We start from the raw sequence: 18,592 nt of genomic DNA on the forward strand, positions 1-18,592 counted from the left end.
GTCAGCCCGCCGGCTGGCGCTGCAGGGCCTGCGCCAGCGTGCGCACGAAGGCCGCGGCCGCATGCCGGCGCCCGGCTTCGTTGAGATGCCCGCCGTCGTCGGTGTAGTCGGGCGCCAGCGTGTGTACCGGCTTGCCGTCGTGGTCGAAGCTGCTGCGGCGGCCGTCCGGCAGGGTCGACTCGATGCGCGCCAGGTCGAACACCAGCGCCTTGCCGTCGCCGAAGCGCGCGAGCAGGCTCTGGTTGTAGGCATTGCGCAAGGCGTTGTCGGCGTCGCCTTCGATCTCGCGGCCGAGCAGGCGCTTGAGGGGCGTCTTCCAGCCCGGCGCCTGCGAGCGCACCGGCGTCGTCACGTGCACCAGACGCGTGCCGGGGCTGGCGGCGCTCACCTGCGAGACCATCGACTCGTAGCGGCCGAGCAGGCCGTCCTGGCCTTGCGCGTCGCGGGCCACGTCTTCGTAGCAGAGCTTCAGCAGCGCGACGTCGAAGCCGCCGTCGGACGCCAGCAGCTGGCCGAACGACGCGATCTTGGTGTCCGGCACGCCGTTCCTGCCGACCTGTACGTGGAACAGCCCGGGGCCGGCCGGCGCCTGCGTGCCTTCGTCGAAGCGTTCGATGCGCAGCGTCACGCCGGTCTCGCGCACGAGGTCGCGCACGCCGTCGAGGATGTTGCGGCCCACCGACTGGTGGGCGAACAGGATGCGCGCCTGCGAGATGGCCTGCAGGTCGGCCTTCACGGCGACCAGGTCCACGGGAACCTCCGTTGAGCGTGCCGAGCAGCCGCCGAGCGCTGCCGGCACCAGGGGCGAAAGGGCCGCACCGAGCACGGCCGCACGTCGATTGAGCAGGTGGGTCATGGGATGGCTAGGAAGGGTCGGCCGCCGGCGGGGCGGCGTTGCTTTCGGGGGTGTCGGCGGGCGGCCGCTTGCGCCAGCCCACCACGCGGCCGGGATTGCCGGCCACGATGGCATACGCCGGCACCGACTTGTTGAGCACGGTGCAGGCCGAGATGATGGCGCCGCGATGGATGGTGACGCCCGGCATCACGAACACGCCGGCTCCCAGCCACACGTCGTCTTCGATCACCACCTCCTTCTCGTCCCAGCCCTGCAGCTGCCAGGGGGTGTCGGGGTCGTCGAAGCGGTGGTTCACCGACCACACCTTCACGTCCGGGCCGAAGCCGACCCAGTCGCCGATGCGCACACCGCCGCCGCCGGTGATGAACACGTTCTGCGCGAAGTTGCAGTGGGCACCGATGCGGACCTTGTCGGCGCTGGTGACGCGAAAGCCCGCCAGCACGCGCGCATGCGGGCCCAGGTGGCCGAGCACCCGCGGCAGCAGGCGGGCACGCAGCCAAACGCCCAGGCGCAGCGGCACGGCGCACAGCAGCCACAGCCATAGCTCGTCGGCGTCGGTGCGCAGCTGCCAGAGCAGGCGCTTCACGAAGCCGCCCTGCGGCTGCGGGCGGCTGTGGGCATGCTCGTGGTCTGCGCTGTCGACGATCCCGCCCATCAGCCGACTCCCGGGATCTCCTGCACCAGCAGCGGCTTCTGGTGCAGGTAGCGCGTGGTCGAACGCTTGAGATCGATGTCCTTGAACGCATGCTCCACCTGGGCTGCAGACAGGCCGGCGGCCGCCGCGGCCTCGCCGGCGGCGATGCCGTGGTTCTTCGCGTACAGGCACAGGTCAAGCTTGTCGTAGGGCAGGCTGAAATAGAACTCATCCTGGCCCTGCGGCAGCGAATAGGTGTCGGTGGTGGGCGGGCGCCGGCGAATCTCTTCAGGCACGCCCAGATACTCGGCGAGCTGGTAGACCTGGCTCTTGTAGAGGTGCGCGATCGGCTTGATGTCGGCCGCACCGTCGCCTTGCTTGACGAAAAAGCCCTGGTCGTACTCGAGCCGGTTCGGCGTGCCGGCCACGGCGTAGTTCAGGCGGTCGGCCCAGTGGTACTCGACCATCTTGCGCACGCGCTGCTTGAAGTTGGTGGCGGCCAGGATGGCGAGGTAGGCGTCCAGGGTGAGCCGCACCTTCACCTCGCGGCCTTCGGGCGAACGTGCCACCACCGAATAGAAGTTGAGACCCTGGTGCTCTGGGCCGGGCAGCACGATCTTGAACTTCCACTGCGGCGTGAACTCGGGGATGACCTGCGCCACCGCGGCATTGCGGCGCTCGTAGCACTTGAGCGCGGCCAGCGCCGGCGCGATGTCCTCGACGGTGCTGCGAATCTCGAAGCGGTTCGCCAGGAGCTGCCCCAGGCGCAGGGATTCCGGGTCGGAGTCTGCCTCGGGCATGAAGATGCCGAACACGCGCTCGGCGCCCAGCGCTCGGGCCGCCAGCGCGGCGGTCACCGAGCTGTCGATGCCGCCGGAGATGCCCACCACGATGCCCTTGCGGCGCAGGTCGCGCACCTGGCGCCGCATCGCCTCGCCGATGCGCTCGGCCTCGGCGGCCGCATCGAGCTTCAAGGCATTGCTGTCGAAAGTCATGTAGGTTCCCTCTGGATGTTGTCGTCTTCTCTGGCGGGTTCAGGCGAGCCCGATCTTGCTGATCTTGCCGGAGGCCGTCTTGGGCAGTTCGGCCACGAAGGCCACGTGCTTGGGCACCATGAACTTCTCGAGCCGGCGCTGGCAATGCTTGATGACTTCGGCCTGCGTCAGGCTGGCGCCGTCGTGCAGGGCCACGAAGGCCTTGATCGCGCTGCCCAGCACGTCGTCGGGCACGCCGATCACCGCGGCCTCCCGCACCGCCTGCATCTCGTACAGCGCGCTTTCCACCTCGCGCGGACCGACACGCTCGCCGGCGGTCTTGATGAGCTCGTCCTTGCGTGCAACGAAGTGCAGGTAGCCGTCTGCGTCCTGCCGGAACAGGTCGCCGGTGCGCAGCTCCCGCTCGCCCGGGTAGCGCCCCGGCCGCAGCGCACGCTCGGTCTCTTCGGGGCGGTTCCAGTAGCCCAGCATCACATGCGGACCGCGCACGATCAGCTCGCCCGGCTGGTCGGCTGCGGTGACCACTTCACCCTGCTCGTTCTCGATCCAGGCTTCGGTGTCGGGGATCGCGATGCCCACCGAGGTCGGCTTGGCATCCACCAGCTCGGGGGGCAGGTAGGACACGCGGGCGCACTCGGTCTGGCCGTACATCGAATAGAACCGCGCCTGCGGCAGCAGCCTGCGCCAGCGGTCCACATGCGAGGCCGGCATGGCCTGGGCCGCATTGGTGATGCACCGCACCGACGCGAAGTCGCGGGCATCGAGCTCCTTCAGGTTGAGCAGAAGCGCGCTGATGGTGGGCACCAGCGGCAAGGTGGTGGCCCGCTCCTTCTTGAGCTGCTCGATGTACTGGTACGGGTAGAGGAACTGCTTCTCGAGCACCACCGTGGCGCCGGTGCGAAACGCGGTGAGCACCTGGTAGAGCCCGTAGCCGAAGGCCAGCGGCAGCGCGGACAGGATCACGTCGCTGGCCTGGCTTTGCAGGTAGGTGCAGATGGAGCCGGACACGGCGTCCATGTTGGCGTGGGACAGCATCACGCCCTTGGGCCGGCCGGTCGTACCCGAGGTATAGATCAGGCTGGCGAGATCGAGGCTGATGTTGCGGTTGCCGGGCAGACTGGGGGCATGGGCCGCGCGCAGCGTGTCGAGCCGATGCACCTGCCTGCCGGCTTGCTGCAGCAGGGCGACGGTTTCGGCGTCGGCCTCCTGGTCGAGCACCACCACGTGTTGCAGCTGCGGGCAGCTCGCCAGCTCGTGCGCCGCGGCGGCCAGGGCGCGGGCGCCCACCATCAGCACGCGAACGCCGCAGTCGTTCAGCAGGAACGCAAGCTTGTCCGGCTTCGCCTGCGGGTTGACGGTGACGAACACGCCCGAGGCCTTCAGGGTGGCGAAGATGGCCTCGACCGTCTCGATGCTGTTGTCGTGATGGATCGCGACCCGCTGCTGGCGCAGCAGGCCGAGTGCGCGCAGGGCATGGGCGAGCGCATTGGTGTGGCGCTCCAGCTCGGCATAGCTTGCGCGCCGGCTGCCGCACACCAGCGCGGCCTTGTCGGGGAAACGCTGAGCGGTGTCGTGCAGGAACCGGTCAAGCAACATGTTCGGGCTGCTGCAGCCGCTGCGTCTTGCGCATCACGAACTGCACGATGTTGTCGACCGAATCGAGGTTCTCGGGCACCAGCTCGCGGTCGTCGACCTTCATCGAGTACGAGTGCTCCAGGAACATCACGACCTCCAGCACGCCGGTGGAGTCGATGGTGCCGGTTTCGAGGAAGGACTCGCCGTCGGCCAGCATCGCGGAAGCGTCGCCCATCAGCAGCTCGTTGATGACGAACTGGCGGATGTCAGAGCGCAACTGTTGCTCGTTCTTGAACATGGTGGGTTTCTCCCTGGGTGGGCAATTTGAAGTTGTCGACGAACAGGTGGTTGAGCAGCTGCAGCGAAGCCACCGTGGCCAGCGCCATCTCGTCGCGCTCGCTCGGCGCGGCCGGGTTTGCCTTGCTCAGCAGTTTCTCGACGGCCGGCACGTGGGCGAAGCCGCTGCGCTGCAGCGCCTCGCGCTCGAGCAGCCGGCTCGTCAGGCTGCCCCCGGCCAGGCTGGCGCCGATGGGTGCGCGGTAGGGCTGCTTGGGCCGCGACGCGATGGCGGGCGGGAGGATGTCCGCGAAGGCGCGCTTGAGGATGAACTTCTCCTCCAGCCCGCGCAGCTTGTGCCGCGGCGGAATGCGCGCTGCCAGCTCGACGAGCCGGTGGTCCAGGAAGGGCACCCGGCCCTCGATCGACTGGCCCATCATCATGCGGTCGCCCTGCGAGTTGAGCAGGTAGCACGACATGAACAGCGTCATCTCCAGGTACTGAGCCCGCGCCAGCGGGTGCCAGCGCTCGCGCCCGGGGTCGAGGTAGGCATCGAGCTCCGCGAACATCGCTTCCTCGCCGGGCATCTGCGCCCGGAAGTCGGGCGAGAAGACCCGCTTCATCTGGGCGCCGTTGCTCCAGCGGCGGCGGTGCGAGTAGTACGGGTCGGCCGTGTTCTCGAGGTCCTGCCGGAAGAACAGGCGCCAGAACGCCTCGGCCTTCGGGTCGCGCTCGATGTAGCCGTACAGGCGCGACAGCAGCGCCGGGCGCCAGGCCGACTCGGGATGGCGGGCCCAGAACCGGCGCACCTTGTCCTCGCGGAAGATGTTGTAGCCGCCGAAGATCTCGTCGGCGCCCTCGCCGGTGAGCACCACCTTCACGCCCGATTCGCGCACCAGCCGGGCCAGGCGCATAAGCGGCGCCGGCGCGGTGCGCATCATCGGCCGTTCGGCGAACCACACCACGTCGGCGAAGCTCTCGCCGATGGAGGCGCCGTCGACCTCGACCTCGCGGTGCGAGGTCTGCAGGTGGGTCACCATCTGCCGCTGGTAGTCGCGTTCGTCGAAGCGGGCATCGGCAAAGCCGACCGAGAACGTGGTCAGGTCGTTGATGTGGTGGCGCTTGACCAGCGCGGTGAGGATGGACGAATCGAGTCCGCCGCTCAGGTAGGTCGCCACCGGCACGTCGGAGCGAAGCTGCAGGCGCACCGCGTCCTGCAGCAGCTCGCGCACGTCGGCCTGCCAGGCCTCGAACGGGCGGTCTTCGTAGTCCCCCGCGTCCGGGAATTCATGGCGCCAGTATTGGTGCAGCCTGCGACGCCCGGGTTCGAGCACCAGCAAACGCCCCGGCGCCAGCTCCTCGACACCCTTGAACGGCGTGCGCGGCGGCACGGGGACCCACAGCGTCGCGATCTGCTCGATGGCGGCCGGGTCGATCTCGGCGCGCAGGCCTCCATGGGCCAGCAGGGCCTTGATCTCGGAGCCGAACAGCACGGTGCCGTCGGCCAGCGTGGCATGGAACAGCGGGCGGATGCCGACGCGGTCGCGGGCCAGCACCAGGCGGCGGCGCTTGGCGTCCCACAGCGCGATGGCGAACTGGCCGTTCAGCTCGTCGACGAAGTCCAGTCCCTTTTCCTCATAGAGGTGGACGATGGTCTCGGTGTCGCTGCGGGTCTTGAAGACATGGCCGCGCTTTTCGAGCTCGGCGCGCAGTTCGATGTAGTTGAAGATCTCGCCGTTGAAGGCGACCCACACGCTGCCGTCTTCGTTGCACAGCGGCTGCTGACCGCCGCCGAGGTCGATGATCGACAGGCGCCGATGGCCCAGCCCGATGCCGGGCGCCTGGAAATAGCCTTCTTCGTCGGGGCCGCGGTGCGTGAGCGCGCGCGTCATCCGGCGCAGCGCGAGGCCGTCAGCCGGTTGAAAGTCTTGATGCCAGAGGCCCGCAACGCCGCACATGAATTTCGTGAATTCGTGAACCATTCGCCTCGATGGAGGCGCCTGGAGGCTGGCAAATATCACACGCGTTACAAGTGGCGACTAGCCTCCAATTGGGGGTTCCTGCCCGGCGACCCCCGCGAGCCGGGGGCCGCAAAGGCGGCAATATTTCTCAGTTGGCGGCGCCGGGCCGGCCCGAGCCGTTCAGCGCCTGGGCCACAGGACCCACATGCGCAGCGGCTGCTTCATGCGCCCGGCGTACTCCTCGGCGCCTTCCGTCCAGCCCCAGAAGTAGTCGGCCCGCACCGCGCCGGTGATGGCGCCGCCGGTGTCCTGCGCGACCATGAGCCGCTGCAGGGGGCGGGCCGGCGGCGGGCTGGGCGACCAGGGCTGCGGCTCGGTGGTGGAGATCCACACCAGCGTGCCCAGCGGCACCGACGCCTTGTCGACCGCCAGCGAACGTCCCGGGGTCAGCGCCACGCCCTGGGCGCCGAGCGGGCCGACGCTCGGGTCGGGCAGCGGCTCCTCGCGGAAGAACACGTAGCGCGGGTTGGCATGGATCATTTCCTTCACCCGTGCCGGGTTGGCCCGGGCCCATTCCTTGATCGCCGGCCAGGAGGCCTGCTCCAGCGTGAAGGCGCCGCGATCGACGAGCCAGCGCCCCACCGACTGGTAGGGCTGGTCGTTGTGCCCGGCGAAGGCCAGCCGCACCACCTGCTGGGTGTCGGTGAACCGCAGCCGCCCCGACCCTTGCACCTGTAGCAGCAGGGCATCGAGCGGATCGGCCACCCAGGCGATCTCCCGGCCGCGCAAGGCGCTGCGGGCGGCCGGCAGGGTCTCGATCTCGCTGCGGCTGTACCAGGGCTTGCGCCGCGCCAGGTCGCCGGGCGGCGCATGCAGCGGCACGGTGTGGCGCGCGGTGCGCTTGCGGGAAGCCTCGACCAGCGGTTCGAAGTAGCCGGTGATGAGGCCGTCGGCGTTGCCGTCCTGCGCTTCCACGCGGTAGGGCTGGAACTGCTGCTGCAGCCATGCCCGCAGCCTGGTTTCGTCGATGTCGCGCTGCTCCCGCGCGCTCGCGCAGGCGGCCTCCCAGCCGGCGGCCGGCTTCTGGCAGCTGCGCAGCAGCGCCACCCAGCTGTGGATCACCGCGTCGGCGCTCCAGCCCGGCAGTTCGTCCCAGCGCACCGCCTGCCAGCGCGAACGTTCGCGCACGATCGGCGGCACATCGAGAGGCGCCGGCGCTGCAGCGATCGGCGGTGGCGGGGCCGGCGGCGGCGGCGTGCTGCCGCAGCCGGCCAGCAGTGCCACGCCCAGCGCGCCTAAGATGCCCGCCAGCATGCGCCCGGGGGCGCCTCGTCTTATTCCATTCATCGTCTTCATCACCATGTGGCTCCTGTTGCTCGAAGCCCTGGCCGCTTTGTTCATACTCATCTTCGTGGTCTGGTGGACCATGTTCTCGGGTCGAAAGAAGGGGGAGCCGCCTTCGGCCGGGCGCGACGACAACGACGACGGCGCCCGCGGCTGACTTGCCGCGGTCATGAGGCGGCTTGCGCTGCCGGCGCAGCCCGCGGCGGCAGCAGGAATGACATCGGCCTGCCCGCCAGCCGCGCGCGGATGGCCGCATAGATGCGCTGCCGGTCCCCCACACGGATGCCGCGCGAACGCATCGCCAGCTTGAAGGCCAGGAAGAAGCTCACCGTGAGGTTGAGCAGGCCGGTGAACGGGATCGCCGCCACGCACCACCAGAACTCGTGCGAATGGAGCAGCCCGGCACCGAGGGTGCCCAGTGCCGCGGCGATCTGTCCGCTCGACAGCGTGACGTGGCGCACCTCGATCGGCAGCGCGAAGAAGCCGGCCACCGCGGGCACCAGGCCCAGCATCAGGCCGAGCGAGATGTTCGAGGTGAGGCCGGAGATGTTGGCTCGCCACCAGCGGGCCCAGCGCTCGGCGCGCGAGGCGCCCAGCACCGCGACGAAACGCGGGTTCCAGCGGATGGCGCTGTCGAGCTTGTGCAGCACGAACCAGTTCTCGGCCCAGCCGGCGATCAGGCTCGACAGGAACAGCAGCACGCCGGTGAAGGCGGCATACAGCGGCGTGGGGCCGAGCAGCGACAGGGTCTCCAGGCTGTGACGCGCGGCGTGTTCGCCCACCAGCGGGGCGCCGAAGGTGACCCAGCCGAGCCCCTGCAGCAGCAGCACGACCGGAATGACCACCACCACGTTGCCCACGATGCCGGCCACTTGCGAGCGGATCAGGTGCGCCACCTGGTCGACGAATCCTTCCAGCTTGTCGTCGCTCGACACGTCTTCGAGTCGGGCGGCCATGGCCGGCGCCGTCATTGCCGGCTGCTTGGTGGCGACCGTCCAGTGCAGCAGATGGATCAGCACGAAGCTGCCCGCATAGTTGACGCCCGCCAGCAGGCCGGCCCAGAAGGCGGAGAAGCCCAGGGCCATGACCAGGAACTTGGCCAGCGTGGTGAAGGCGATCACCAGCCCGCCGCCGGCCGCCTTGGCCAGCATCGCCAGGTATTCGGCGCGGTCGCGGGTGATGTAGTGCTCGCCGGTCTCGGCGCTGCGCTCGGCCACCTTGCGCGCCAGCATGGAGTAGGTGCGGGCGAACGGCGCACGCAGGCTGCGGCGGCGCGCGGCGGCTTCCACCAGCTCGGCCAGTAGGCGGCTGAGTTCGGCTCCGGGCTGCGGCGCGATGGCGCAGGTGAGCAGTTCCTCGATCCGGTGGGTGCGTTCGAACAACTGGTCGAGCTGGAACACGATGTCCACCGAGACGCCGTGCTCCTCCAGGTGCTCGCGCACCGTGCCGGCCGCGGTGCGGCAGGCGTCCAGCAGGGCGCGCAGGTACTGCACGTCGCGCAGCACCGCGGCGGTGTCGCCGGCCTCGGCATGGTCGCGCATCTGCTCGGCGGCACGCGCCAGCTGCCGGAAGGGCTGGCCCGCCAGCGCCGAGGCGCTCATGCGCTGGCGGATTGGGCCGGAAAAGCCGACGGCCCGCACCTGGGCGGCCAGGAACATGATCGCGTCGTGGAACGGCTCGCGCCAGCCCATCGGGCCCGGCGTTTCGGCGGCCGTCGCCTCGCTGAACAGCGAGCCCAGGCGGGTGAGCGTGTCCTCGTCGAGCGCGCGCAGCCAGCGGGCGTCGTCGGCGTCGGAAAACAGCAGGCCGAACAGCTCGGCCAGGTCGGTGGTGGCCGGGGTGTGGGGCAGCAGCCGCGTGCGCAGCCGCTCGCCGATCTCGTTGAAGAACGCCAGCCGCGGGGCGAAGCCGAAGTCGGCCAGCAGCGCCGCCACGTCGATCTCGCGCCAGAAGGCCGCCAGCAGGGCGGCCACGTGGCTGCGGTGCTCCGGGTGCTTGTCGAGCACGTTGAGCAGGTGGCGGATGCGCAGCACCGCGGTCAGCGTGGCGTTGCTGCCGACGTCCAGCGCCGGGTCGGCCGGGGCGCGATGCCGGATCCATTCGAGCAGGCGGACGAGCCACAGGTGCCGCTCGGGCAGCGGCGCCTTCGGGTCGGCCGCATTCAGCAGCGCGGTGAGGTCCCAGGCCGAACGCCGGCGGCGCGATGCGCCGCGGGAGGTGGATGGAGGCGCCATTCAGTGCAGCGCCGTGTTCATGCTCAGCTCGAAGGCCGGCACCGGCGTGTCGAAGAACTGTGCAGCGTCGGTGACGCAGAAGAAGGTGCCCTGCATCTGCCCGCGCGGCGTGGCGATCTGCACCCAGCTCGAGTATTCGAAATGCTCGCCGGGCTTGAGGAGCGGCTGGTTGCCCACCACGCCCAGGCCTCGCACTTCCTGTGTCTTGCCGGCCAGGTCGGTGATGATCCAGTGCCGTGCGATCAGCTGGGCCGGCACGTCGCCGGTGTTGTGGATCACGATCGTGTAGGCGAACGAGTAGGTGGACCGGGTCGAATCGGACTGGTCGGGCAGGAAGCGCGTGGCAACGCTGCAGGTGAATTCGGGCTTGGCCATGCCGGCATTCTAGGAAGCGTCCCTAAAATCGCCGGCTTACCCCCGAGGAAGTCATCACCATGCCGCGCACCTACCGCATCGCCCCCAGCATCCTGTCTGCAGATTTCGCGCGGCTCGGCGAAGAGGTGCGCAACGTCATCGCGGCCGGCGCCGACTGGGTCCACTTCGACGTGATGGACAACCATTACGTGCCCAACCTGACCTTCGGGCCGATGATCTGCGAGGCGCTGCGCAAGCATGCCGCCCGCCCCGACGGCACCCGTGTGCCGATCGACGTGCACCTGATGGTGCAGCCGGTGGATGCGCTGGCCCAGGCCTTCGCGAAGGCCGGCGCCGACCTGGTGAGCTTCCACCCCGACGCCAGCACCCACGTGGACCGCACGCTGCAGCTCATCAAGGCCGAAGGCTGCCAGGCGGGCCTGGTGTTCAACCCGGCCGAGCCGGTCGACGTGCTCGAGTGGGTGATCGACAAGGTGGACCTGGTGCTGATCATGAGCGTGAACCCGGGCTTTGGCGGGCAGAGCTTCATCCCGGCGGCGCTGAAGAAGATCGAGAAGGTGCGCAAGCTGATCGACGCGAGCGGGCGCGACATCCGGCTCGAGGTGGACGGCGGCATCAAGACCGACAACATCCGGCAGGTGGCCGACGCCGGCGCCGACACCTTCGTGGCCGGCAGCGCCATCTTCGGCAAGCCCGACTACAAGGCGGTGATCGACAGCATGCGGGCGCAGCTGGCCGCGTGAAGCGCTTCACCGGCATCGACGCGGCCATCGTCGACCTCGACGGCACGATGGTCGACACGCTCGGCGATTTCGTCGTCGTGCTCAACCGCATGCTGGCCGACCTGGGCCTGCCGGCCATCGAGCGCGGCTTCGTCGAGCGCACCGTCGGCCAGGGTTCCGAGCACCTGCTGCGCTGCACCCTGGCCCGCAGCCAGGATGCCGCCGGCGTGCAGCGGCTCTATCCGCAGGCGTGGGCCCGCTACGAGCACCACTACCTGGCGATCAACGGCGACCATGCAGACGTCTACCCCGGGGTGGTCGAAGGCCTGGAGCGCCTGGCCGCGCAAGGGCTCAAGCTGGCCTGCACCACCAACAAGCCGACCGCATTCGCCCGGCCGCTGCTCGAAAGCAAAGGGCTGGCGCGTCATTTCAGCGTGCTCTTCGGCGGCGATGCCTTCGAGCGCAAGAAGCCCGACCCCTTGCCGCTCATCAGGACCTGCGAGGCGCTGGGCACGGCGCCGTCGCGCACGCTGATGCTGGGCGACTCGAGCAACGATGCCCGGGCCGCGCGAGCCGCCGGCTGCCCGGTGGCGCTGGTGACCTACGGCTACAACCATGGCGAGCCGGTGCAGGGCGTCGATGCAGACGCCTACCTCGACCGGCTCGACCAGCTCCTGCTGGGCTGATCCGCTGCGGGTCAGGAGTCGCGGCCGCGGCGATTGGTGGCCGGCTCGGCGCCCAGCAGCAGCTCCTTCAGCGCCGCGTCGGCCGGGGCCTTGCCCAGCCAGATCTTCAGCAGCGAGTTGAAGAACTCGGCCTCCCGGATCGGCTCCGCATGCGCCGGCTTGCCGTTGACGACGATCGTGGTGCCGGCGCCGGGCACGTAGTCGATGTCGAAATAGTCGCCGCTCGCCAGCTTCTTGCGGGCCGCGAAGATCTCACCGAGCTTGATGGTGCCGGGGATCGCCTTGGCGAACTCCTCGCGGGTGGCGTTGTCTTCCATGCCGCGCGTGAACAGCTTGCCGAGCTCGTTGGCGTCGATCTCGCGCAGCATCACGATGTGCATGCGCTTGGGGCCTGGCGCCGCCAGCACCGCCTCGGCCGTGGCCGACTTCGCCCCCAGGTACAGCCCGGCGGCGTACACCTTGAACATCAGCTTGTAGCGCAGGCCGGCGCCGTTGAGCTGGAGCTTGCTGCCCGCCAGCGTGGCTTCGCGTTCGAACTTGATGCCTGCCACTTCGACCGGCGCTTGCTGCGCGAACGACAGGACGGGGGCGGCGAGGGCGGCGCTGGTCAGAGCCGCGAGGAGTGCACGACGAAACACGGAGAACCTCCGGGGTCAGTCCCAAAAAAGCACGAGTGTGCTTTCCTGGTGGAGGGGTGTCCATCGAGGAAGTCACGGGGTGCGTCGCGTCGCGTGTCACCAACGCGACAGGCTGCGCGGCGCGAGGCGGGCGGCCGTGCACAAACGCACGCTGCTAAACTGCCCCGCCATGTTCATTTCGCGCAAACACACCAAGGGGTCGCACGACCGGGGAGCCTGGCCCTGGCGTCGCCCGCATCTGCTGGTGTCGTTTGCCGCCTGAGCGGTCGCGCTTCCTTCTTCCTTCTTGAAGCGCTCCGCCTTCGCGGCGCCTTTCGGCTGCAATGGCGCAGCCGGTTCCTAGGTGAGAGCCGTCGTGCCTTGGTGCATGGCGGCTTTCGGGCACAGGAGGCCCCCCGTGATCACTGAACTCGAATTCAAGAGCCTGGCCGCACAGGGCCACAACCGCATTCCCCTCATCGCCGAGGCTTTCGCCGACCTCGAGACGCCGCTGTCGCTCTACCTGAAGCTGGCGGGCAACTCGAAATACAGCTTCCTGCTGGAGTCGGTGGTAGGCGGCGAGCGCTTCGGCCGCTATTCCTTCATCGGGCTGCCGGCGCGCACCCTGCTGCGCGCCACCGGGCGCACCACCGAAGTGGTGACCGATGGCCAGGTGGTCGAGACGCACGAAGGCAACCCGCTCGATTTCATCGCCGAGTACCAGCAGCGCTTCAGGGTGGCGCTGCGGCCCGGGCTGCCGCGCTTCTGCGGCGGGCTGGCCGGCTACTTCGGCTACGACACGGTGCGCCTGATCGAGCACAGACTGGCCCGGACGCAGAAACCCGGCGGCATCGGCACGCCCGACCTCCTGCTGCTGCAGACCGAGGAGCTGGCGGTCATCGACAACCTGTCGGGCCGGCTGTACCTCATCGTCTATGCAGACCCGGGGCAGCCGGAAGCCTTCTTCAAGGGCAAGCGCCGCCTGGCCGAACTCGCCGACAAGCTCAAGTACAGCGTGACCGCGCCGCCGGTGAAGCGCGGCGTGTCGTACGCCGTCGAACGCGAGTTCGACAAGGCCGACTATCTGGCCGCGGTGCTGAAGGCGAAGGAATACATCGCCGCCGGCGACATGATGCAGGTGCAGGTCGGCCAGCGGCTGAAGAAGCGCTACACCGAGTCGCCGCTGTCGCTGTACCGCGCGCTGCGGTCGCTCAACCCCTCGCCCTACATGTACTACTACGACATGGGTGACTTCCACATCGTCGGCGCGTCGCCGGAGATCCTGGTGCGGCACGAGCATGTGCCCGAGGGCGAGAAGATCATCATCCGGCCGATCGCCGGCACCCGCCCGCGCGGCGCCACGCCCGAGCAGGACAAGGCGCTCGAAGAGGAACTGCTGGCCGACCCCAAGGAGCGCGCCGAGCATGTGATGCTCATCGACCTGGCGCGCAACGACATCGGCCGCATCGCGCAGACCGGCAGCGTCAAGGTGACCGAGGCCTTCGTGGTCGAGCGCTACTCGCACGTGATGCACATCGTGAGCAACGTCGAGGGCCTGCTCAAGCCGGGCATCAGCAACCTCGACGTGCTGCGCGCCAGCTTCCCCGCCGGCACGCTGACCGGCGCGCCGAAGATCCGCGCGATGGAAATCATCGACGAGCTGGAGCCGGTGCAGCGCGGCATCTACGGCGGCGCCTGCGGCTACCTGAGCTTCGCCGGCGACATGGACGTGGCGATCGCCATCCGCACCGGCATCGTCAAGGACAACACGCTGTACGTGCAGGCGGCCGCCGGCGTGGTGGCCGACTCGGTGCCCGAGCTCGAATGGAAGGAGACCGAGGCGAAGGCAAGGGCGCTGCTGCGGGCAGCCGAGCTGGTGGAAGAAGGTTTTTGAAGGCGAAGGAGCAGACCATGCTGTTGATGATCGACAACTACGACTCCTTCACCTTCAACCTCGTGCAGTACTTCGGCGAGCTGGGCGAAGAGGTCAGGACCGTACGCAACGACGAGATCACCCTCGACGAGATCGAAGCACTGAAGCCGCAGCGCCTGGTGCTGTCGCCCGGGCCGTGCTCGCCGGCCGAAGCGGGCATCTGCGTGAGCGCCATTCAGCACTTTGCCGGCAAGCTGCCCATCCTCGGCGTGTGCCTGGGGCACCAGAGCATCGGCGCGGCGCTGGGCGGCAGGATCATCCGCGCGCAGCGGCAGATGCACGGCAAGACCAGCGTCATCACGACCGACCAGCGCGGCGTCTACGCCGGCCTGCCGCGTGACTTCACCGTCATTCGCTACCATTCGCTGGCCATCGAAGAGGCGAGCCTGCCCGAGGTGCTGGAGATCACGGCGCGATCGGAAGACGGCGAGATCATGGGTGTGCGCCACAGGAGCCTTCCGATCGAAGGCGTGCAGTTCCACCCCGAGTCCATCCTGACCGAGCACGGTCACGCGATGCTGAAGAACTTCCTGGAACAAACCCACTGAGCGGGGCTGCACATGACGATCACCAACACCGAGGCGCTGCAGCGCACGATCGAGCACCGCGAGATCTTCCACGACGAGATGCTCTCGCTCATGCGCCGCATCATGGGCGGCGAGATGTCGCCGGTGATGATCGCCGCGCTGGCGGTCGGCCTGCGGGTCAAGAAGGAAACCATCGGCGAGATCGCCGCGGCCGCGCAGGTGATGCGCGAGTTCGCCACCCCGGTCACCGTGGCCGACCGGACGCACCTGGTCGACCTGTGCGGCACCGGCGGCGACGCCTCGCACACCTTCAACATCTCGACCGCCGCCATGATCGTGGCCGCCTCGGCCGGCGCGCGGGTGGCCAAGCACGGCGGGCGCGCGGCGTCCTCGGCCTCCGGCAGCGCCGACGTGCTGGAGGCGCTGGGCGCCAACATCATGCTGAGCGCGCCGCAGATCGCCACCTGCCTGCAGGAAACCGGCATCGGCTTCATGTTCGCACCCAACCACCATCCGGCGATGAAACACGCCGCGCCGGTGCGCAAGGAGCTGGGGGTGCGCACCATCTTCAACATCCTGGGCCCCCTCACCAACCCGGCCGGCGCGCCCAACCAGCTGATGGGCGTGTTCCACCCCGACCTGGTCGGCATCCAGGTGCGGGTGCTGCAGCGCCTGGGCTCCGAGCATGTGCTGATCGTCTACGGCATGAACGGCATGGACGAGATCTCTCTGTCGGGCGAAACGATGATCGGCGAGCTGAAGAACGGCGAGGTGCGCGAATACGTGGTGCACCCGAGCGATTTCGGCCTGCCGGTGTACGACACCCGCGTGCTGCGGGTGGCCAGCAAGGAGGAGTCGGTGCAATGCATCCAGCGGGCGCTGGCCAATGAAGACGGCCCGGTGCGCGACATCGTGCTGCTCAACGCGGCCGGCGCGCTGTACGCATCCAACGTGGCTGCCTCCATCGCCGAAGGCGTGAAGCTGGCGCGCGAGGCGGTGGCCTCGGGCAAGGCACTGGCCAAGCTGAGCCAGTTCGTCGCGGTGACGCAAAAGCTCAAGGGCGAGTGACGGCATGGCTGACATCCTCAACAAGATCGTTGCGGTCAAGCATGAAGAGATCGCGGCGGCGCGGGCCCGGCGCTCGCTGGCTTCGCTGCGCGGCGAGGCGGAGTCGGCCGAGCGCCGCGCCGACCTCCGCGGCTTCGAGGCCGCGCTGCGCGGCCAGGTCGCCCAGGGCCGGGCGGCGGTGATCGCCGAGGTCAAGAAGGCGAGCCCGAGCAAGGGCGTGCTGCGCGAGCACTTCGTGCCGGCCGACATTGCCGCGAGCTATGCCCGGCATGGCGCGGCCTGCCTCAGCGTGCTCACCGACGAACAGTTCTTCCAGGGCTCGGCCGACTACCTGAAGCAGGCCCGGGCGGCCTGCGCGCTGCCGGTGCTGCGCAAGGACTTCATGGTCGACCCCTACCAGGTGTTCGAGGCGCGGGTGATGGGCGCCGACTGCATCCTGCTCATTGCCGCTTGCCTGTCCGACGGCCAGATGGCCGAGCTCGAAGCCACCGCGTTGGCGCTGGGCATGGCCGTGCTGGTGGAGGTGCACGACGGTGCCGAGCTGGAGCGGGCGCTGGCGCTCAGGACGCCGCTGGTGGGCATCAACAACCGCAACCTGCGCACCTTCGAGGTCACGCTCGACACCACGCTCGGCCTGCTGCCCGAGGTGCCGGCCGACCGGCTGCTGGTGACCGAAAGCGGCATCCTGGCGCGCGACGACGTTCGCCGCATGCGCGGCGCCGGCGTGCATGCGTTCCTGGTCGGCGAAGCGTTCATGCGGGCAGCCGACCCGGGTGCCGCGCTGGCGGCGCTGTTCGGCTGATGGACCTGTTCGGCGCCGACAACCGCCTGCGCGAGCCGCTGTCCGCCAGCTTCGACCGGGTGCCGGACGACTGGCGTGCGGTCACCGAAGCCTTCCGGCATTCGCCCCAGGGCGCGGCGCTGGTCGAACACGTCGATCGGCGGGTGAGGGAAGGGGCGGTGGTCTACCCCGCCCACCCCTTGCGGGCGCTGGATCTCACGCCGCTGGCCGCGGTGCGTGTCGTGATCCTGGGTCAGGACCCGTACCACGGCCCTGGCCAGGCGCAGGGGCTCGCGTTTTCGGTGCCGCCAGGCCAGAAGCTGCCGCCCAGCCTGCGCAACATCTACGCCGAAGTGATGGCCGACCTCGACTGCGAGGCTGCCGTGGACGGCGACCTGACGCGCTGGGCGCAGCAGGGCGTGCTGCTGCTCAACACCGTGCTGTCGGTGGAAGACGGGCAGCCGCAAAGCCATGCCAACCGCGGCTGGGAGCAGCTGACCGATGCGTTGATCAGCGAGGTGTCGGCCCATGCGGGCCCGAGCGTCTTCCTGCTGTGGGGTGCGCCGGCGCAGCGCAAGCGCGGCCTGATCGACGAGCGGCGCCATGCCGTGTTCACCGCCAACCATCCGTCGCCGCTGTCGGCCCGGCGGCCCCCGGTGCCCTTCATCGGCTGCCGCCATTTCAGCCTGGCCAACGCCTGGCTGGCCCAACATCGGCCGGGCAATGCGGCGATCCGCTGGTAAGCCCCGAGGAACCCGCGGCGCGCCGCAGTATCCACAGTAGCGTCGCGCTGAAGCCGTCGCCAGAATCACGACCCATGAAAGACGCCGTACTCGCGTTCAAGCCCGACCCCCGCGGCAGCTCGCCGCTGTACCTGCAGCTGGCGCAGAAGCTCGCGCAGATCATTCGCGACGGCCACTACAAGGCCGAGGAGGCGCTGCCCTCCGAGCGCACCCTGTCGGACGCGCTGCACATCTCGCGGGTCACCGCACGCAAGGCGATCGACCAGCTGGTGGACCAGGGCCTCATCGTGCGCAAGCGCGGTTCGGGCAACTACATCGCGCCCAAGCTGGAGCAGCCCCTGTCACGGCTCACCAGCTTTTCGGAAGAGCTGCGCCAGCGCGGCTACACGCCCGGGTCGCGGTGGCTCAGCCGTGCCGTCACGCTGGCCTTGCCCGACGAGCAGCTGAGCCTGGGGCTGTCGCCCGGCACCCGGGTGGCGCGGCTGGAGCGCCTGCGCCTGGCCGACGATGCGGTGATGGCCTACGAGGTGAGCGTGATCCCGGAGTCGGTGCTGCCCAATCCGCTGGCGGTGGACGGGTCGCTCTACGAATGCCTCACCGCGAGCGGCAAGGCGCCGGCACGCGCGCTGCAGCACATCCGCGCGCTCAATGCCGATGAGAAGCTGGCCGAGCGCCTGGAGGTGCCCACCGGCCAGGCGGTGCTCTTCATCACCCGCGTCGGCTATCTCGAGACGGGGCAGGCGGTGGAACTCACCCACTCGTACTGCCGCAGCGACTACTACGACTTCGTGGCCGAGATGCGCCGCTGAGCCCGCGCGCCGCACCGGGCGGTGCGGCCGTCTTGGTCTCTAACTGGTATCTCTTGTATCGACCCTGCGCAGCCGGTCGGCCGAGCGCTCGTTGCGCCTGTCCATGGGGAAAGCGCTGCAGCATGCGCGGCCAGCCCATACCAGACCAATTGACAATCTGGTATTTCTGGTACTAGACTGGTATCAGACTTTTCGCAGCCGAGGGCGCCCAGGTGGGCCGCGCGACGGCACCGCACCACCGACCCCACAGGAGTTCGTTCCATGAGTCTTCGGCTGTTCCTTTCGTCGTTCTTGCTGGCGCTTGGCCTGGCGACCACCGCGCCTTCGGTGCTGGCCCAAACCACCGCGCCCGCGGCCGACGCGTCGGCGGGGGCGAGCGTGCCGGCGGCGATCACGCCGGCGCCGGCGGCGGTGCCGGCGGCGAAGCCGGCGACCAAGACGGTCGAGTCGGTGGAG

The 18,592-nt window shown here is 69.2% G+C and carries 19 protein-coding genes and 1 pseudogene; 10 read left to right on the plus strand and 10 right to left on the minus strand.

Annotation, left to right across the window (positions count from 1 at the left end):
* Position 1: 1 nt before the first annotated feature.
* The 7 genes from E8D38_RS07420 to mltA form a co-directional block, all read right to left on the minus strand.
* The gene (locus tag E8D38_RS07420) at positions 2 to 751 is read right to left on the minus strand and encodes an SGNH/GDSL hydrolase family protein (RefSeq protein ID WP_140627407.1); all 750 of its coding nucleotides are present in this window, start codon (positions 749 to 751) and stop codon (positions 2 to 4) included.
* 112 nt (positions 752 to 863) lie between these two features.
* Positions 864 to 1,511 carry an acyltransferase gene (locus E8D38_RS07425; protein ID WP_140627409.1) on the minus strand — a complete coding sequence of 216 codons (648 nt, stop codon included), beginning with the start codon at positions 1,509 to 1,511 and terminating at the stop codon, positions 864 to 866.
* Positions 1,511 to 2,485: an NAD(+) synthase gene (gene nadE, locus E8D38_RS07430; RefSeq protein WP_140627411.1), complete on the minus strand. Its 975-nt coding sequence runs from the start codon at positions 2,483 to 2,485 to the stop codon at positions 1,511 to 1,513. Before nadE ends, E8D38_RS07425 begins: the two co-directional genes overlap by 1 nt.
* A gap of 39 nt (positions 2,486 to 2,524) precedes the next feature.
* Positions 2,525 to 4,081, minus strand: coding sequence for a class I adenylate-forming enzyme family protein (locus tag E8D38_RS07435; RefSeq protein ID WP_140627413.1), 1,557 nt, complete (start codon positions 4,079 to 4,081; stop codon positions 2,525 to 2,527).
* The gene (locus E8D38_RS07440) at positions 4,071 to 4,358 is read right to left on the minus strand and encodes an acyl carrier protein (protein ID WP_140627415.1); all 288 of its coding nucleotides are present in this window, start codon (positions 4,356 to 4,358) and stop codon (positions 4,071 to 4,073) included. The genes E8D38_RS07435 and E8D38_RS07440 overlap by 11 nt, the downstream gene beginning before the upstream one ends.
* Positions 4,327 to 6,318 carry an asparagine synthase (glutamine-hydrolyzing) gene (gene asnB, locus E8D38_RS07445; RefSeq protein ID WP_140627417.1) on the minus strand — a complete coding sequence of 664 codons (1,992 nt, stop codon included), beginning with the start codon at positions 6,316 to 6,318 and terminating at the stop codon, positions 4,327 to 4,329. The genes E8D38_RS07440 and asnB overlap by 32 nt, the downstream gene beginning before the upstream one ends.
* A gap of 159 nt (positions 6,319 to 6,477) precedes the next feature.
* Positions 6,478 to 7,644 (minus strand): murein transglycosylase A, encoded by a 1,167-nt coding sequence (gene mltA, locus E8D38_RS07450; protein WP_246099396.1) that lies wholly within the window; start codon positions 7,642 to 7,644, stop codon positions 6,478 to 6,480.
* Positions 7,645 to 7,657: 13 nt separating this feature from the next.
* On the opposite strand from mltA, the gene E8D38_RS28215 reads away from it, so the two are divergent.
* Positions 7,658 to 7,798: a hypothetical protein gene (locus E8D38_RS28215; protein ID WP_181178975.1), complete on the plus strand. Its 141-nt coding sequence runs from the start codon at positions 7,658 to 7,660 to the stop codon at positions 7,796 to 7,798.
* A 10-nt stretch (positions 7,799 to 7,808) separates the two neighbouring features.
* Here the strand turns inward: E8D38_RS28215 and E8D38_RS07455 are convergent, their stop codons facing one another.
* Entirely contained in the window at positions 7,809 to 9,875 is a 2,067-nt protein-coding gene (locus tag E8D38_RS07455) for a site-specific recombinase (RefSeq protein WP_140627419.1), read from the minus strand.
* Positions 9,876 to 10,250 carry a Co2+/Mg2+ efflux protein ApaG gene (apaG, locus tag E8D38_RS07460; protein ID WP_140627421.1) on the minus strand — a complete coding sequence of 125 codons (375 nt, stop codon included), beginning with the start codon at positions 10,248 to 10,250 and terminating at the stop codon, positions 9,876 to 9,878. It lies immediately after the preceding gene.
* A gap of 59 nt (positions 10,251 to 10,309) precedes the next feature.
* Here apaG and rpe point away from each other — a divergent pair, with 59 nt between their 5' ends.
* Entirely contained in the window at positions 10,310 to 10,993 is a 684-nt protein-coding gene (rpe, locus tag E8D38_RS07465; RefSeq protein ID WP_140627423.1) for a ribulose-phosphate 3-epimerase, read from the plus strand.
* 47 nt (positions 10,994 to 11,040) lie between these two features.
* Positions 11,041 to 11,658 carry a phosphoglycolate phosphatase gene (gene gph / locus E8D38_RS07470; RefSeq protein WP_140627480.1) on the plus strand — a complete coding sequence of 206 codons (618 nt, stop codon included), beginning with the start codon at positions 11,041 to 11,043 and terminating at the stop codon, positions 11,656 to 11,658.
* An 11-nt stretch (positions 11,659 to 11,669) separates the two neighbouring features.
* On the opposite strand, the gene E8D38_RS07475 is transcribed toward gph, so the two are convergent.
* The gene (locus tag E8D38_RS07475) at positions 11,670 to 12,296 is read right to left on the minus strand and encodes a chalcone isomerase family protein (protein WP_140627425.1); all 627 of its coding nucleotides are present in this window, start codon (positions 12,294 to 12,296) and stop codon (positions 11,670 to 11,672) included.
* Between the two features lie 397 nt (positions 12,297 to 12,693).
* On the opposite strand from E8D38_RS07475, the gene trpE reads away from it, so the two are divergent.
* The 7 genes and pseudogenes from trpE to E8D38_RS07510 all read left to right on the plus strand — a co-directional run.
* Positions 12,694 to 14,169 carry an anthranilate synthase component I gene (trpE, locus tag E8D38_RS07480; RefSeq protein ID WP_140627427.1) on the plus strand — a complete coding sequence of 492 codons (1,476 nt, stop codon included), beginning with the start codon at positions 12,694 to 12,696 and terminating at the stop codon, positions 14,167 to 14,169.
* A gap of 17 nt (positions 14,170 to 14,186) precedes the next feature.
* Positions 14,187 to 14,756, plus strand: coding sequence for an anthranilate synthase component II (locus E8D38_RS07485; protein WP_140627429.1), 570 nt, complete (start codon positions 14,187 to 14,189; stop codon positions 14,754 to 14,756).
* Positions 14,757 to 14,768: 12 nt separating this feature from the next.
* On the plus strand, positions 14,769 to 15,803 hold the full coding sequence (gene trpD, locus E8D38_RS07490; protein ID WP_140627431.1) for an anthranilate phosphoribosyltransferase: 1,035 nt from the start codon (positions 14,769 to 14,771) through the stop codon (positions 15,801 to 15,803).
* A gap of 4 nt (positions 15,804 to 15,807) precedes the next feature.
* On the plus strand, positions 15,808 to 16,605 hold the full coding sequence (gene trpC, locus E8D38_RS07495; RefSeq protein WP_140627433.1) for an indole-3-glycerol phosphate synthase TrpC: 798 nt from the start codon (positions 15,808 to 15,810) through the stop codon (positions 16,603 to 16,605).
* Positions 16,605 to 17,327 carry a uracil-DNA glycosylase gene (locus E8D38_RS07500; protein ID WP_140627435.1) on the plus strand — a complete coding sequence of 241 codons (723 nt, stop codon included), beginning with the start codon at positions 16,605 to 16,607 and terminating at the stop codon, positions 17,325 to 17,327. The genes trpC and E8D38_RS07500 overlap by 1 nt, the downstream gene beginning before the upstream one ends.
* A 47-nt stretch (positions 17,328 to 17,374) precedes the next feature.
* Entirely contained in the window at positions 17,375 to 18,136 is a 762-nt protein-coding gene (locus E8D38_RS07505; RefSeq protein ID WP_425462759.1) for a GntR family transcriptional regulator, read from the plus strand.
* Between the two features lie 261 nt (positions 18,137 to 18,397).
* Positions 18,398 to 18,592, plus strand: a pseudogene (locus tag E8D38_RS07510) (hypothetical protein); the annotation flags it as partial.

Source organism: Methylibium rhizosphaerae, from assembly GCF_006386545.1.
Taxonomy (GTDB): Bacteria; Pseudomonadota; Gammaproteobacteria; order Burkholderiales; family Burkholderiaceae_C; genus Pseudorivibacter; species Pseudorivibacter rhizosphaerae.

Bases quoted from the DNA above. Each gene is read 5' to 3' on its own strand.
- trpC (WP_140627433.1), top strand. From the start codon at position 15,808: ATGGCTGACATCCTCAACAAGATCGTTGCGGTCAAGCATGAAGAGATC.
- E8D38_RS07425 (WP_140627409.1), bottom strand. From the start codon at position 1,511: ATGGGCGGGATCGTCGACAGCGCAGACCACGAGCATGCCCACAGCCGC.
- trpD (WP_140627431.1), top strand. From the start codon at position 14,769: ATGACGATCACCAACACCGAGGCGCTGCAGCGCACGATCGAGCACCGC.
- E8D38_RS07440 (WP_140627415.1), bottom strand. From the start codon at position 4,358: ATGTTCAAGAACGAGCAACAGTTGCGCTCTGACATCCGCCAGTTCGTC.
- E8D38_RS07485 (WP_140627429.1), top strand. From the start codon at position 14,187: ATGCTGTTGATGATCGACAACTACGACTCCTTCACCTTCAACCTCGTG.
- E8D38_RS07500 (WP_140627435.1), top strand. From the start codon at position 16,605: ATGGACCTGTTCGGCGCCGACAACCGCCTGCGCGAGCCGCTGTCCGCC.
- apaG (WP_140627421.1), bottom strand. From the start codon at position 10,250: ATGGCCAAGCCCGAATTCACCTGCAGCGTTGCCACGCGCTTCCTGCCC.
- E8D38_RS07435 (WP_140627413.1), bottom strand. From the start codon at position 4,081: ATGTTGCTTGACCGGTTCCTGCACGACACCGCTCAGCGTTTCCCCGAC.
- mltA (WP_246099396.1), bottom strand. From the start codon at position 7,644: ATGAATGGAATAAGACGAGGCGCCCCCGGGCGCATGCTGGCGGGCATC.
- E8D38_RS07455 (WP_140627419.1), bottom strand. From the start codon at position 9,875: ATGGCGCCTCCATCCACCTCCCGCGGCGCATCGCGCCGCCGGCGTTCG.
- rpe (WP_140627423.1), top strand. From the start codon at position 10,310: ATGCCGCGCACCTACCGCATCGCCCCCAGCATCCTGTCTGCAGATTTC.
- nadE (WP_140627411.1), bottom strand. From the start codon at position 2,485: ATGACTTTCGACAGCAATGCCTTGAAGCTCGATGCGGCCGCCGAGGCC.
- gph (WP_140627480.1), top strand. From the start codon at position 11,041: ATGGTCGACACGCTCGGCGATTTCGTCGTCGTGCTCAACCGCATGCTG.
- E8D38_RS28215 (WP_181178975.1), top strand. From the start codon at position 7,658: ATGTGGCTCCTGTTGCTCGAAGCCCTGGCCGCTTTGTTCATACTCATC.
- asnB (WP_140627417.1), bottom strand. From the start codon at position 6,318: ATGGTTCACGAATTCACGAAATTCATGTGCGGCGTTGCGGGCCTCTGG.